11 protein-coding genes are annotated in these 15,856 nt (G+C 47.1%); 8 read left to right on the plus strand and 3 right to left on the minus strand.

All coding sequences use genetic code 11. The features are described from left to right. Positions 1-51 precede the first annotated feature (51 nt). A complete protein-coding gene (gene pglW / locus K7B67_RS09570; RefSeq protein ID WP_252180113.1) occupies positions 52-4,221 on the minus strand; it encodes a BREX system serine/threonine kinase PglW in 4,170 nt (1,389 codons plus the stop codon). Continuing rightward, complete coding sequence (locus K7B67_RS09575) at positions 4,214-4,447, minus strand: helix-turn-helix transcriptional regulator (protein ID WP_252180114.1); 234 nt, start codon at positions 4,445-4,447, stop codon at positions 4,214-4,216. Before K7B67_RS09575 ends, pglW begins: the two co-directional genes overlap by 8 nt. Before the next feature lie 463 nt (positions 4,448-4,910). On the opposite strand from K7B67_RS09575, the gene K7B67_RS09580 reads away from it, so the two are divergent. The 8 genes from K7B67_RS09580 (at position 4,911) to K7B67_RS09615 (ending at position 13,912) form a co-directional block, all read left to right on the plus strand. Beyond that, positions 4,911-5,903 carry an ankyrin repeat domain-containing protein gene (locus K7B67_RS09580; RefSeq protein WP_252180115.1) on the plus strand — a complete coding sequence of 331 codons (993 nt, stop codon included), beginning with the start codon at positions 4,911-4,913 and terminating at the stop codon, positions 5,901-5,903. A 2-nt stretch (positions 5,904-5,905) separates the two neighbouring features. Then, positions 5,906-7,006 carry a radical SAM protein gene (locus K7B67_RS09585; protein ID WP_252180116.1) on the plus strand — a complete coding sequence of 367 codons (1,101 nt, stop codon included), beginning with the start codon at positions 5,906-5,908 and terminating at the stop codon, positions 7,004-7,006. Next, positions 7,006-8,187: an ATP-binding protein gene (locus tag K7B67_RS09590; RefSeq protein WP_252180117.1), complete on the plus strand. Its 1,182-nt coding sequence runs from the start codon at positions 7,006-7,008 to the stop codon at positions 8,185-8,187. The genes K7B67_RS09585 and K7B67_RS09590 overlap by 1 nt, the downstream gene beginning before the upstream one ends. 33 nt (positions 8,188-8,220) lie before the next feature. Further along, complete coding sequence (locus tag K7B67_RS09595) at positions 8,221-8,775, plus strand: uracil phosphoribosyltransferase (protein ID WP_252180118.1); 555 nt, start codon at positions 8,221-8,223, stop codon at positions 8,773-8,775. 170 nt (positions 8,776-8,945) lie between these two features. Then, positions 8,946-10,298: a DUF262 domain-containing protein gene (locus tag K7B67_RS09600; protein WP_252180119.1), complete on the plus strand. Its 1,353-nt coding sequence runs from the start codon at positions 8,946-8,948 to the stop codon at positions 10,296-10,298. Beyond that, positions 10,298-12,235 (plus strand): DUF262 domain-containing protein, encoded by a 1,938-nt coding sequence (locus K7B67_RS09605; RefSeq protein ID WP_252180120.1) that lies wholly within the window; start codon positions 10,298-10,300, stop codon positions 12,233-12,235. The genes K7B67_RS09600 and K7B67_RS09605 overlap by 1 nt, the downstream gene beginning before the upstream one ends. A 376-nt stretch (positions 12,236-12,611) precedes the next feature. Further along, positions 12,612-13,007 carry a cupin domain-containing protein gene (locus K7B67_RS09610; RefSeq protein WP_252180121.1) on the plus strand — a complete coding sequence of 132 codons (396 nt, stop codon included), beginning with the start codon at positions 12,612-12,614 and terminating at the stop codon, positions 13,005-13,007. A gap of 137 nt (positions 13,008-13,144) precedes the next feature. Continuing rightward, entirely contained in the window at positions 13,145-13,912 is a 768-nt protein-coding gene (locus K7B67_RS09615; protein ID WP_252180122.1) for a Mut7-C ubiquitin/RNAse domain-containing protein, read from the plus strand. An 89-nt stretch (positions 13,913-14,001) separates the two neighbouring features. On the opposite strand, the gene K7B67_RS09620 is transcribed toward K7B67_RS09615, so the two are convergent. Continuing rightward, positions 14,002-15,798 (minus strand): VWA domain-containing protein, encoded by a 1,797-nt coding sequence (locus K7B67_RS09620; RefSeq protein WP_252180123.1) that lies wholly within the window; start codon positions 15,796-15,798, stop codon positions 14,002-14,004. Positions 15,799-15,856 lie beyond the last annotated feature (58 nt).

Below are 15,856 nucleotides of genomic sequence, written 5' to 3' on the forward strand. Positions count from 1 at the left end.
GTTGCTCTATATAAAAACGGGGCAAAACACAAAATTAAAACGACAGCAGACTTATGCCTGCTGCTGTATAGAATCGTTAGAAGCTTCCAGCCAGACGGATGCAATACGGGCAAATTCAGCAGCGCCAGTGCCACGGGGAATGATAGTGCCATCAATAACCGCAGCGGTTCTCTGGGCATCAGCGGCGACCAGAAGAATCATGCCATGAACTTCACGACTTACAGAGTCAGCATTCAACAGATGCTGACGCAGTTCATTCAACCAGCTGTTCACCAGATCATAACGGGCAATCAGTCCGGGTTCGGTCAGAAGCACTGGCTGACCCGCTGACTTGATTTCGTTGGCCATAGCGGGCAGCACTTTGCTGACCAGCATTTGCAAACGCCCCCAGTCTACAGAGTTCTTCTGGGCAGCATCGGCTTTTAGCACCACATCCCAGCGAGGCGCTTTTGGCATACCGTTGAACAGCTCTTGCAGATGGTGGAACAGCAATTCATCAAAGCTGATATGTTTAAGCGGATAATCCTTACACAACTTGTCACGGGCAGTGACCATCAGCTGAGGTTTAACGGTGAGTGCCAGAAAACGGGAGGTTTCGATAGCCGTTGCTATCTCCTGTTCCAGACGTTTTACTTCCTCAAGAGTGGTGGTATCCACATCACCCAGCTGTGAGTGCTCCGTTGCGGTACGGCTTTTCGATGACAGGCTGGTCAGCCCTGCCTGCGGCAGACAGTAAGCGCCTTTTTTGCCATCAGGACGGATGAACTGGCTATCCCATTGGAAACCAATTTCCAGCCCCTGAACCAGAGTGTCCAGCTGCGGTCGTCCTGGCAGAGGTTCAGCTTCTGGGTAGCGACCATGAATTCGGGTCTGAACTTCTTCCACGCTCAGGGCTTTGCTGCCCAGCAGTGCGCCCTGAGCCAGTTCAAGAGTCCGGTCAGCCTTCATCTCTTTTGGGTAGAACTCAGCACGGCTGGACAGTGCGGATTTTTGAGAAGAAGCGGCCGCCAGACTCAGCAGGCGCTGGTTGCTCATACCAGTAAATGAAGATGGCGCAACCACCATGCTGACTTTACGCAGAGCCTGAACCGGAGAAAGCAGCGGTACTCGTTCAGCGCATTCATCAGCAATTTCACCAAGAGCAGCCGCATAATCTGCCAGCTCTTCACCCAGTTCTTCACGGTTGTCGGCAATGATAATCCGGTTACCGTGACGACGCAGAATCCAGCGAGGATTCTGTTTGGAAAGCTCGGTTTCTACCGCAGCACGACAGACTGCCTGAGACCAGCGTTCACGCAAGGGAGAGTCTTGAACAGAACCACGACGGAGAAGAATTACTTCTGATAATTCAATGGCTGTCATAACGCCGCCATGCTCATCCAGAAACTTTTCGATATCGTTTCTTAATTCAGTGATGGCCTGGGTTTTACCCCATTTGGTCATCAGCTTTTCATGGATGATGCGAGCATCACTGGTGTCCAGGTTGGCCTCACCACTTAAATGCACGAGGTTTGGCCAGTGGATAGTGCGAACACCTCTGGGGGCTTCAGAATCCAGACGTCCCAGAAATTCATTCAGAAAACGTTGACGGGCTGGATCAGTAGCTTTGGTTACTTTTGGCATGACGAAGCGAAACAAGCGGTCAACACTTGCCAGTGCGGAACCTTCGCCTTTCACCAGGGCTTCGATTTTCACCTCTGCGCCCAGACGTTCCTGCAGGTTGCCGATGGCATCGGAGAGTTCTTTACGGGTGTTGGTGCCAACACCTGCCATGCGAACCAGCTCATTGCGGGGCAGACGAATCAGTTCAGATACTTTGTTGATATTCAAACGACTGAGGGTGTCCAGTGCCTGAACCGACAAATCCAGCAAACCCACCTGGGTGGTAAGCTGAGCTTCTGCAATTGGACAGGTTTTCTGCTTTTTACCGGTTGGGTGCGAGGTTTGCTTGCTGACCAGATGGAAGATCATCTTCCAATCTCTTAGCATTTCACCAGCGCTGGCGAAACGCTGACCGATATCCCTTGCCAGAGCTTTCTGGAAGAATTCGGCCATGGCGTCACGCACCACAGGATCAAAAACACGACGTTCGACTTCCAACTCACCTTCAATCAGATTTGGCAGCCCTTTGGAGGATGTCCAGCCCGGCAATGCGCCTGCGGCCATTTCGTAAAGTGTCAATGCACAGGCAAAACGCTCCGCATGGTCATCCCAGCGACGGCGACCCGGATCACGAATGAACGGATCCATATAAGCGGCTGTACCCGCACTGTAATTATCTACTGAGGTGTTGGAGAGAGAGAAATCAAACAGCACCAAGTGTAACTGTTTACCCTGCATAATCAGACCAATATTTTCTGGCTTGATATCCCGGTGATTAATTCCCTGATCTTCTAAATGACAGAGTGCGCCCAACAGATCATCACCAAAACGCTCCAACAACTCCAGTTGAACTGCACCGTACTCTCTCAAGCGTTTTGCCAGAGTACCGTCCGCAGCATAATGAATAATCAGACCCGTATGGCCTGCCAGTTCAACCGTATCATAGTGAGCAATAACCGCTGAATGCCGTAGCTTGGCAAGGGTTGCGCCTTCACAGCGAAGACGTTTGTTCTGAGCAGGTTCTAAGGCCAGCTTAAGAACTCGCTCAACGCCATGATGTTTAATCAGGAATGCTTTAGAACTGGCTCCTTTACCCAATTCTTGAATAATTTCGATACCACCTTCCAGCACATCGCCTTTGCGAGCCTCAATGGGGTTGCTGCTGCGGAATGTTTCTGGTCTGGCCAGTTCTTCTTCAACCTTTAAAAGGTGGTCAAAGAATTCATCCATAGAACCAATGCGGTTATCTGGATTAGGGTGAGTGGCGTACTGGATCAGATACTGCAATTCTGTTCCTGCACCATTAAGCTCGTTGGTTATCAGCAGACCGTTTGTGCGAGCGAGCTTATCCTGAAGTTCAATATCATTATCAGCCGGTTTTTTCCCAGTAAACAGGTGGTAGGCAATAGCGCCCAGCGAGAAAATATCCAGCAGAACTCCATCAGTATCACTCTGAGAGTGACACTCAAGAGCCACATAAGGACCGGCCTCTTCCTGTACCAGCTGACTCATATGACTGATGATGCTTAACTGCTGCGTCTCGGTTTCGTAGGTTCGCTCTGCCATAAACCAGTTGGCAATTTTTATGGCATAACCTTCCAGTTCATCTATCCGGATATAAATGCTTTGCGGACTGAGAACCCGGTGACACAGTTTATGACGATGAGCATACCGCACAGTCTCAGCAATCAGTTTAAGAACCTTGAAAGCATCCTGGAGATGAAGATGGCTATTGCCCAGCTCCAGAAGCAAATGATCAAGCCGCAAGAAAGATTGATCGTAATCGTAAACCAGTGCCGGATCATGTTCATGCTGCTGGTAATCCTTTGCCCTCAGGATGCCCGGATGTTCAATACCTTCCAACATCTTGAATTCATGACGGGCAGCTCTTTGCAAACGTTCAGCATCTGCCGGAGGCTTGCCGTACGTCAGATAAATACGTACCCGTCGTTTAACATTCAGCTCTTCATGATATGCAAGCCATTCCTGATAGTGGTCGGCTTCATCAAGAAGCTCACCCAGGACGTAGAGACCTACACGACGTGAGCGAACAGATTCCTTGATTCCTGCCTCTTCCATGGCTCTTGCAACTGTTTTGGCTCTGGATTTGTCCAGTCTCGGCCAGCGCCAGTCAACATCTATTTCAGTGATCTCTTTGATAAAGTCTTTACGGGTGTAAACCTTGGCTCTTGCATGGCCTTCCAGACTGTTGATGACATTTTCAGCAGAAAGGAAAACCAGTGAACTCAAAAATGGAATGCCTTCAGCTCTGGCCGATGGTTGCAGCTTCAGCAGAGATGCCAGTTTCTTGGCTTTACGGTCGGTAAGAATACGAGGATTGTCAAATAGCTTTCGACTACCGTCGGGTTTATGCCAGATCCAGGTTCCGGAATCGCCTGAAATTTCGCCAGGGTGTGACTTAATCTCCACAAGGTAAAGCCCCTTTGGGGTCAATAGCATCAGGTCGATTTCGTTAATGGAGCCGTCCTGGGCGATAAACTCGAAGTTAGCCCATGCCCGGTAGGGTTCGTGATCTGGCAGCTGTTCCTTAACATAAGCCAGAGCTTCCCGCTCCCAGACAAACTCGGACCGAGTCAGCTGACGCCAGTTTTTATCCATGGTTCACTTCCTCAGGCTGAGTCTTCAGGTCTTGCAGATTCAACAACTCACCAATTTCACAATCAAAATAACGACAAAGTTTTTCCAGCACCTCAAACTCTACCCGGACAGCATTTTCATGATAAAGACGCGTTACCGTGCCTCGATTGATGCCTGTCTCTCTGGAAACGTCAGCAATTTTCAATCGTTTTTCGCCCATCATGCGCGACAGATGACACTTGATCATGAAGAGAGAGGCCTTTCTGGGTGGTTGGTGGTGAGCTTGAGGGTGTATTGTGCTATAAAATTTTGATCTTTAGTAGAGTATTTTGATGACATTAAAGGGTAAATTTGTTTTTAAATAGCATGTTAGATATACAACTTGTCACGTATGATTTCTGCCGATCGACACTCAAATTTTTTGATAAACGAGTGTGCAAACTTCAGATTGGTCTGGTCAAAGCCGATGAACATTAACCCGATGTCCTGTGTGATGCTGAACGATGGTGCCTTTTAGACATATTTGCCTCCTTGTAGACCGGAGGCTTATGATTTCATAGCAGGGATTAGGGTGATAGATCATGGGTTTTGAATGCACTTACTTATGACTTAGTCTGAACTAAACTATTAACCGGACAGTTATTACCTAAGGGTTATAACGTGGAACTATGGAGTTGCTCTTTAGCTTGAAATTAAGGCTACAGGACCTTATGAATTATAAGAAAATAATCTTTGATACCAATGTGTTACTTATAAATCCGGAACTACTCAATCGCTTTTCACAACGGATATTTCTACCAAAAACCATCCTTGATGAGCTGGATTATCGTAAAACCAAAAGAGAGCATCAGGAACAGGCTCAACTGGCACTTCATCATATTGAGAGAAATAACATACGTGCCAGACAAGCAGCATCTCAGGGCAGCCAGCGAAATGATGAGCGTATTCTGACCGAGGCGCTGGCATGCTGTAGCAATAATCAGTTACTGCTGGTTTCTAACGATGTTGGGATGCGTAACCGCGCAAAAGGCATGGGTATTGAGAGCGAATCGTTAGAAGCCTTCCTCCAATCGGTGACAGAAAGCAGTCATCGTTTAACCCCTGAGCGGGAGCGAATGTTCCGCCTGCTGACGGAAGAAGATTTTGAACCGGTGCGTCTCTGGATACGGCAGAGTAGCGATAACCATTTCAATTTCTACCTTAAGGATGGGTATACGCCACTGATCGACTGTATCCGGAAAAAGCGGTTCAAGGCCTTGGGGTTTCTGCTGCAACAATCTTCTATTGATCTGGATATGCGTGATCAGGCGAAGCTGAAAATGACTGCTTTCTGTCATGCCGCCCAGCGCAGACAGATTAAAACCATGGATCAGCTGATTGAGTGCGGCGCCAACCCTCATCTGACAGCTCAAGGCAGAAACCGGGGGAATTCGCCGTTACTGATTGCCGCCTGGGATGGAGCGCTGAATGTGATTCGTCATATCTGCTCCCACGATAAGATCGCTTTCAGCATTAATCAGGCGGATAACAATGGTTTCACACCGCTGATAAAAGCAGCCATTAAAGGTCATGAACCTATAGTGCGCTACCTGTTGGAACTGGAAGCCGATGTAATGATTCGGGATCGGGATGACCGGCTCGCGATTGACTATGCCATCGAAAATAACCATCAGAGTATTGTGCAACTTTTAAAGGAAGTTTAAACGTGATTGAGGTAGTTGACCCGACTATGATACCGCTGATTCCGGTGGATTCTGTTGTGGAGCAAGTAGAGAGAATCTGTATTTCCGTCAATACCGTTTGTAATCTGGGTTGCGATTATTGCTACTTTTTCCATCCGGAAAATCGGGTCGAAAAAAGCAAGCCCTTAAGTGGCGACGAGATTTTCACCATTCTCGAAAAGAGCCTGCTGTATCACCTGGACTTTGGCTTTGAGAAAAAAATCAAAATCAACTTTGTAGGCAGTGGCGAACCGCTGATTCACTGGACGAATATCCGGGATGGTGTTGCCGCCTTCCATAAGGCTTATCCGGAACAGCAATCCATCAAGTTTTACACCGTGACCAATGCAACACTGGTGACTCCTACTATTGCGAAAGAAATGAAACAGCTTGGCATTGTGCCGAGTGTCTCCGTGGATGGACCTAAAGTTATCCATGACCGTCATCGGCTGGATCATCAGGGGAAAGGTTCATTTGAACGGGTGATGGCGGGCATTGAAATCCTGAGAAGTACAGGTTTCGATGTGGTCATTAATACGACCTTAACCCGTGACCTGCTTGATGGTCTGGATGCTTATGTTGCTTTCATTAAGGCCTCCAGCTTTACCAAGGTGATTTTTGACCGGCTTGTGGATACGCCTGATTCCGTTATGGAGATTAGCTACGAGGAGTACTACCGGTTTCTTCAGGATATTCATCAGAAATTTATTGATGCCGGACTTCATGATGTGGAAATTGGCAACCTTGAAGCTTACCGCCGGAACTTTGAAGGCAGGCCAGACAAGGTTTGCACAATGTTTGGCGGCAGTTGCGGCGCTGGCAGTAATTTTGTGATTTACATGGGCCGTGAGGTTTACCCATGTGGTCGTATGTTTGGTAAACCGCAATGGCTGCTAGGGAATATAGACGACTCCATTCATGTGTTTCCGGAGCGAATGAAACGGCACTGGCCGGCCCGCGAAGATTGCAAGACCTGCAGCGTCGCCAATGATTGTGTGCGGGACTGTCTGCTGGAATACCATACTCCGGATTATTCGTGCGACTCTCGTAAGTCCTTCTTGTCTACAATGAAGGGCGTTCTGTAATGGTGACCAAACCGCTCCGTATTGGTATTTATGGGGTTTCTGGTGTTGGTAAAACGACCCTGACTCAACGGCTGGAAAAGTATTCACATTCAGTACAGGTGATAGATGGCTCCCGGGTAATTGATGCTGTATCTGAGGGTGGGCTGGCAGTGTTTAAACGCAAGAGCCTTCAGGAAAAAGCCAAAGACCGTTTCAGGGCGATCGACTATTTTCAGAGTGTCTTTGTGAAAGCAGAGAAGCATTTGGTGATTGCTGGCCATTACAGCTTTCTGAAAGTGGATGGGTTTGAAGATGCCTGGACTGATGCGGATGCTGATTTTTACGATGTGATTTTCTTCCTGCATAAATCACCGGAAGCTATTTTGTTGCAATGCCAGTCTGACGTATCCCGAAATCGTGATTTTACCCTACAGCAAATTGAACAGTGGCAGGTGTATGAGTGGCAATCGTTGCAAGCAGTGTGTTCTGCAAACACTATTGACTTGCATCAACTCAATGGTGATAACTCTGCTGATAGTATTGAGCGCGCATTCATTGAACACATTTCCGGATTGGTTATTCGGAAAATCAGTAAGGGCATTGCGGACTCTGGATACCAATCGGTGGTACTATGCGACTGCGACGGGACGTTAAACCATAACGACGTGTATGAGTTTTTTCATGAAGGACCTGTAGTTGATAGTGTAACTGCCATTTTTAAACAGTACCCAGCTTATTGTCATGATGCGTTTATAGACGTCTCCAACTATCTAGACTTTAGCATCACTGAACCGTTGATCAGGAAAATGGTTGAAGACGCCAGCCGATCACTGGAAATAAACCCAGTAATGCTCCGGACGCTTCGGAAACTGAGAAATGATGGCGCCGTTATCGTATTTGTGTCGTGCGGTTTTCCGAAAGCTTGGAACTCCAGTGCGTTTCAGGCTGATGTTATTATCGGTGGTGCCAGCTTTGGGTCATATGGTTGCCTGGTCACAGACCAGAGCAAATTGTTACTGGCACAGTTGCTGGTTGATCAGAATCTTCATGTTTCAGCTTTTGGTAATGGCAGTGTTGATATCGGGATGCTCAACGTAAGTCACAAAGCTCACTATGTCTATTCAGACCAGATTAATCCCAAACATATAAACAGATTGGAAGACCACAAGGATCTCCACCTTATAAAGCTCGAAGGAATCTAAATGCTTTACGTTGTATCGAATGACAGTCACTTTTTGAAGACACTTAACGCACAATCCAGATCCATTGAAATCCATGGTAACGAATTGGCGGAAGTACACAGAGAAATCGGAAAGGTGCTTGGGCAGAAGTACCTGGATAAGCTGCCTCTACAGGAAATCACGGTAACGAACCCTCAAGGTAAAGAAGGAGGAGATCTGGCTTTAGACTGCTCAAATGTGACACTGGTCTGCCTGCTAAGAGCTGGGCTCTATCTTGCTGAGGGCGTGAGACAGTTGTTTGGGAAGTCAGCTCATTTGTATGTGCTCAGCGAAAAACCGGATGATTTGAAGCCTCAGCTGATCAAGGGGCGTGATGTGGTATTGGTTGACTCAGTTATTGACTCTGGTAAAACACTGATGGGATACATCAGTGCCTGCAGTGAAGCAGCGAGTGTAACCTCTATCGCCGTGGTTATGCAGGATGGCTTTAAAGCCGTGATTGATGAAAAATATCCGGAGTTGGATTTTATTGTGAGCCGTACGTCGACCAACTCTTATGTGGGAGAGGGGCAGACAGATACAGGAAATCGGTTGTTTGGCACTTGTTGATACCTGCGAGTGCTATACTCAGACTTTATGCTGGAATGCACTCACTTAATATGAAACATTGCTTTCACAATATTGCAGACCCTTTTCAACTTTTGTCACAGTTCCTATTTCATCAGAAGTAAACCCATCTGCATCTGGCGAATGTGCTGTGCCAGGAGGCATTGTCGTAAATGTCCATTATCAGCAAGAAGGTGTTGCCGGTTAAGGCAATGCTGAGTATGTCACTGAGCATTCCGAGCTATCAGCGCCCCTACAAATGGCAAGACAAGCACGTTAACCAGCTATTGGATGATGTCATTTTTCATCGTGGCAAAAGCAGCTACCGGCTGGGCACCATTGTCTTGCATAAGGATGAGCAAGAAGGTCAGCTGAATATTGTTGATGGCCAACAACGGCTCCTGACCCTCACCCTGTTATCGGTGCTACTAGATAAAGAGAGATCTTTCCGACCAAAGCTGCTGGAGCAAACCTTTGACTCTGCAATGACTCAGGAAAATCTGCGACATAATGCGGCCGTCATCGAAAGCCGTACAAAACAGCTGTCAGAATCAGACCGTGAGGCTCTGGTCGATTTTGTGCAACAGAAATGCCAGTTGATTACGGTTACTTTGAATGACCTGAGCGAAGCATTTCAGTTTTTTGATTCACAAAATGCCCGGGGCAAAGCCCTGGAACCCTATGACCTGCTAAAGGCGTTCCACCTTCGGGAGATGGTCGATAATACCGAGGATGAGCGCACCCTTTGCGTAGCGGATTGGGAGAGCAGCATAACCCCGGATAATAATGTCTCAGATAAAGGACAGAGGGAGAATCTTCCCAGCCTGCACACCATTATGAGTGATTATCTGTTCCGACTGCGCTGTTGGTCTGACGTTCAGCCGGGGCGATGGTTTACACGACATCATATTGATGTGTTCAAGGGCGTGAATCTGAATCAGAACAAATACCCGCTTGCTGCAGCAATGCGGGCTCTGGATTATCAGGTGGACCATTACAATCAGGACCGGGTTCGTCAGTGGGATCAGCATAAGATGGGTTACCCATTCCAAGTGAATCAGACCCTACTGAATGGCAAACGTTTTTTTGAATATGTTCAGCACTACATCACGCTCTACAAAACACTGTTTATTGATGATAAGCCTGAATTGGCTGCACTACTGAAAACCATCAATAACTATGAGGGGCGCAGTCGCAAGGGGGACCACTATGTGCGAAACCTCTTCTACTGTGCAGTGATGTTTTACTACGACCGGTTTGGCGATGAGGCGTTGGAGAGTGCCGCAACAATCTGCTTTTTATGGAGTTATCGCATTCGCCTGGAGCAACATCGGGTGGTGATTGAATCCATTGATAATCATGCCAGGGAACCTGACGGCCTTATCAGTACCATCAAACGAGCGTTACATCACAACCAGGTATTGTCTTATCCCATCGCCCCACTTGAAGAAACCTTTGTCAAAAATAAGAGCACCAAGGTAGAGGGGTTGATTGCCAAGTTTAAAGACCTAAGGTGTATGCAGTAATGAAAACATCCGAACCAGACAACAAACAGCTTTCCGATCAGCATAAAGACATTACCGAGCTGTCGGTCTCTGAACTGTTTAAAAACGGCCAATATGTTATTCCTATCTACCAGCGCAACTATGCCTGGGGTGAGCCGGAAGTTGAACAGCTGATTCAGGATATTATGGATGTCGCCACTAAAAATAAGGACTCTGATTATTTTATTGGCAGCCTCGTCGTCTACACACGGAAAAATGGAGTTTATGAAACGATTGACGGACAGCAGCGCCATACGACCCTGAGCATTATTCTCTCTGTTTTGAAACATGCTTATAAGCAGAGTCTGGATCACATTGATCATATTAACCTCGGCTTTGACAGTCGCCCTAAATCAGACCAAACCCTTAGAAGGTTGTTTAAAAATCCGGAGCAAGCTACCGACGAACCGGAAGAGCGAACAATCCGCTCTGCCTACGAGGTTGCCCGCCGCTTTCTGGCCCAGCCTGAGTGTGATGTTGATGCTTTCACAAACTATTTGCTCCACAAGGTAAAAATATTGCGAGTGGTGGTACCAGAAGATACCGATCTGAACCACTACTTCGAGATTATGAATAACCGGGGCGAGCAGCTGGAAAAGCATGAAGTCCTTAAAGCCCGGATGATGAAAGATCTGGGGGATTTGGAACGGACTGCTTTTGCTGCTATCTGGGATGCTTGTGCGGATATGAACCGGTATGTGCAGCTGGGGATCAACTCAGCCTATCGTGAAAAAGTTTTCGGCAGAGACTGGAATCATATGCCCGTAGACTTTGATGACCTCTGTAGTGCTTTTGCAGAATCCGCTGACTACAGCAAAGAGCTATCTTTGGCCGCTATTATTGAAAAGCCTGCATTGAAACTCAGTCGACCCAAAACAGTATCAGAAGAGGCAGGAACCTTCAGCACTATTGTGACGTTCCCTAACTTTCTGCTGCATGCGTTAAGGCTGCTAACCGAAGACGATGTTCCCCTGGATGACAAGCGCCTTCTGGAATCTTTTAGTGAATACATGCCGAAGGACAAGTCATCCGGGTGGTTTGTGATAGAGCTGCTGAAGATTCGCATGCTGTTTGACAGCTACATTATCAAACGGGAGAACGAGGAGGATTGGAGTCTTAAATCGCTGAAACTTTATAAAAACGGCAAGCAAAAAAGCTTTGGTTATGTAAATAGCTGTGATGACGAAAAACTGAACACGCAACTTATTATGCTCCTTTCCATGTTTCACGTTTCATTCCCTGCACAAGTGTATAAGCACTGGTTGAATGCTGCTCTGAAATATCTCTGTACAACCAGTATGGATAATGAATATTGGACAATAGAGGGCAAAGACTACCTCGCACATTTGGAAAGGTTAAGCGATTCGTTTTTCTATGGCAGGTATGGAGTAAATAGTGGTGGGGAGCCCATTGATTACTACGAACTCATCTATAAAGATGCAAAGCTACCTGATGAGTTTGATATGGATAATCTTTCACTAGGCACCAATGTACAGAATTTCCTGTTTAACCGGCTGGACTATCAACTCTGGAAACGATTAATTAACAATGTGCCATTTGATGGTGTTGATATGAAGTATATTAGGCAACGCCTTAATAGTTTCAGCTTCACTTTCCGCACATCTGTTGAGCACTATTATCCACAGCATCCCATTACCGGCAATAAGCTGAAGGAGAGTGATACCCTGCCCAACGGTGTAGACAGCTTTGGTAACCTTTGTCTGATCAGCCGAAGTAATAACTCAAAACTTAGTAACTATCTGCCCAAAGCCAAGAAGGATCATTATGAGAAGGCAACAACGGTGGAAAGCCTGAAACAGATTTTCATGATGAGTTATGAGGATTGGGGGCCTGATTGTCCCGAAGTGATTGCAGAACATGAGAGTATGATGATTGAAGTACTTTATGGTGATATTTAACGAGGATTTTATTAAATGGATGGTGCTACAGGGGTTGTTGACGACTTACATTGTCAACCAAACATAAGCTGCTGTAGTAGTGTGATTACCGAGGGAAACTGATGGGCTAACTTGCATTAGTGTAACTTCTTGAGCCGGGCTCGCCTTTATGGTGGTAGCTCCGAAAAGGAGCGGCCAACAAGGGAAATCTTTGCTGATGTAGAGCTGAATACAGAAGGAGCTATCGACACCCTCTTCACCAGGGTCCGAAAAAATCTGAATATCACTCCTACCAAGGCATACGTGTGAAAAAAAAAACCACCTGACAACTTGATATTGCTCACTTTATAACCAATATTTCAACACACAACAAAACCAAGCAACAGGTTCTAAGTTCATGAGCAGTATCACCAATATCAAAGAAGCATTAGCACAGGCCAAAAAAGACGAAAGCGTCGGCATCTCCATTGCCACTCTCTCATCAGGTCAAGATTTCTGCCTTTTTTGTACTGAGATACCAAAAGGCCATAAAGTCGGCTGTCACTACCATATTGAAGGTGATGAAATTTATTCCATCCTCTCAGGAGAAGGCGTTATTTACACTGCCGCAGCCGATAAAATGGAGGAGGATGACAGCATTAACTTCCGGCCAGTGGTTGCAGGAGATAATTTTACCATTCCAGCAGGTGTTGTTCACCAGCTGAAAGCCTCTTCAGATATGGTCTTACTGTTTATTTGCCCTCAATCACACCTGAATTCTGACCGGGTTGTCGCCCCCTGCCTTACTACTTGAACCGGGTATCGTGATGCTCTCAGTTATGAGCCCGGAAGGATCAATTTTTCTGGTACGGGCTCGTTATTCTCGTCTTGATAGTTGCCATTGTAGAATTGCCACTCTGATTCCGGGGAATCCCCGCAGGGGTGCACAGTATGGCAAAGAGAACTGAACACACTCACCATTTTATTTCAAGACAAGCCCGTTTCCGCTTCTACGCGGAACTGAACGACTATTTGCCCATAGATAGCCGCCATCAGCAGAAGACGTATCATTTTATCGGCACTCCATCCATAAAAGACGCCATTGAAGCTCAGCAAGTTCCCCATACGGAAGTTGATTTAATCCTGATTGATGGTCAATCATCCGGCTTTGACCAATGCATTTCGGGTGGTGAACGGGTGTCTGTCTATCCGGTCTTTGAGCGTCTTGACCTTTATGGACTGCAAAAGCTGCGACCTGCGCCATTACGAAATCCCTGCTTTATCGCAGATGTTCACCTTGGCAAGCTGGCCAGATATTTGCGGATTCTGGGCTTTGATACATTGTACAGGAATGATTACGAAGACGAGGAAATCGTAGAAATCGCCCTGAACGAAAAGCGAGTCATTCTGACGAGGGATTTAGGCATCCTGAAATATCGTCGTGTAACTCATGGTTACTGGTTGAGGAACACCCTGCCCCGCCTGCAACTGAAAGAACTCATTCTTGCATTACAACTTGAAAATCAGTTTAAGCCTTTTACCCGGTGCAGCCTGTGCAATGATGTTATAGAGCCTGTGGCAGCAGAACAGATCCGCCCTCTGCTTCAGGATCAGACACGGTTATATTTCTCTGAATTTTTCCAGTGCCAAAACTGTAAACAGGTTTACTGGAAAGGCAGCCACTATCAGAAACTCAAAGCCTGGCTTGAGCTGACTTAAGGCGAGGTTTTTGGTTACCTCAAGCAGCTGCTGCTTTCGGATAGGTCAGAAAAAAGGGCTGACAATAGCCAACCCTTAATCCTCAATACTCAGGCAACCAACCAAAGCCTTGCATGATCAAACAAAGCCAATTTCAGTTCATTCAGCTGAGTAATCACCACACTCTGCGGGAATAAACTCTTCACCGAGTTCACATTAATTCCTAAACCAAATACGTCAATGCCTGACTGCACGCAGCGTTTTACCAACTCCATAACGGGTTGAAAATGGTCACAATCGGGCACACCGTCGGTTATCATGATGATTAAACGACGCTCTGCTTTGGTTCGGAGCACTTGATGAACACTGTGCCAGAGTCCGGTAGCCATGGGCGTGGAATCATGGTCATTAAGAACCGTCAAAACCGCAGCCACATCCTGAAGCCGGTCATGCGGTTTCATTACCTCAAAGACGCCGCTGTCATGACTGCCAGGATAAGCAGAAACGGACACAGTGACCCCACTGATCTGGTTCAGGGAGTAAGCCAGAGCCAGTACCGCCTCTCTTGCCAGTTCCATTCTTGGAGCCATAGACGACGAAATATCAAGACAGAGGTGAACCGTGGCATTAATGGTGATAGCTTCAGATCGCTTGCAGAACAGGCGGTTGTCACCCACAGCCATGCGATGCAGCCGTTTACCGTCCAGTTTTTTACCTCGTTTGCCAGTTCTGTCCTTGCATAAGGTTTTTGCCTGAACCAGTCCGGTTAACTGGGCTGCTAACCGAGCTGATTCTGCCTTGGTTTTCCGGAGCAAAATTCGTCCTTCCTCCCTGTCGTAGTCGTCAACCTCAACACGATCTGCTGAAGGTGTTGTGGTTATGGCTGACAGCCCTCCCTGTTGCCCTGAGCCCCAACGGGTCAGCTCCTCTGATAATTGCTCAAACGTGTCATCAGGCCAGTCATAGTCGTCTGATTCCAGCACAGTTTTGATATTTTCCGATAAAGTATTTTCCGGGGCTTCAGCATTGCGCTCCTCTGAAGCGTCTCCGTTTCCCTGTGTCGTTAGCGGATTCATATCATTAGCCTGTGTAGAATCTGTTTTTTCCTGCTGCTCCATTGCTTCTGGTGTATTCACCGTTTTCTGTTCTTCTGACTGTGAAGAACCGGTTATATCATCAGTACCTTGTGCAGATACTGAATCAAATTCCGGTTCCTGGCTGTCAGATAGACCAGACGACAGTGAATCTGTTTTCTCATCGCCCCCTGTGTGGTTGCTGCTTTCTGAATCATCCTGTGTTTGCTGAAACAGACTGATAATCTGATCAGCCATGCCCTGGGCAGCACGGGTACTGTCCAGTGTTGGAACATCGTCCAGTACAGAATTTAAAGCATTCAGCAGCTGCGCCGGAAAGCAGGCTTCCATTGCCTGTTTTGCTTTGTCTGCTTGTTCCTTGAACGCTTTCTGTTCCAGCACTTCGTATCGCAGCTTTGCCAATAAAGAGTCGTGCAATACCTTTACAGGTGGATCAGTCTTCGCCGGTGCCACTAAACGACCTTCCGCTACTAACTGACGAACCACTTCAGACAAGGTATAGGCAGTGCCCGGATATTCTCGGCTCAAGGCCCGTTCTATCCTGATATCTTCGATGAGATTGGTCAGCCGCTGCCGGAAGGCAGAGCCGCTTTGATCCAATTCGAAATCCGTGTAGCGGACGTGGGCACTTTCATGATGAAGGAAGCCCCATAATTTTAATTCCTGACTGGGTCGTTCAGGGTCAAAAGCGGGCAAAACAATGCGCTGACCATCGGTAAACGCCTGTCTGCCAGAGACTTCGACCTGAACGCCCAGTTTTCTGCCAATCGCTGCACCCACAATGGGTAACGATCTCTGTAAAGTGGGAACCATGCTGCGTTCCTCCTGTAAGAATGAAGAGAAAAATGAGACACAGCTCCCACGGCAGGCA

The sequence above is a fragment of the Endozoicomonas sp. 4G genome, from assembly GCF_023822025.1.
Taxonomy (GTDB): Bacteria; Pseudomonadota; Gammaproteobacteria; order Pseudomonadales; family Endozoicomonadaceae; genus Endozoicomonas_A.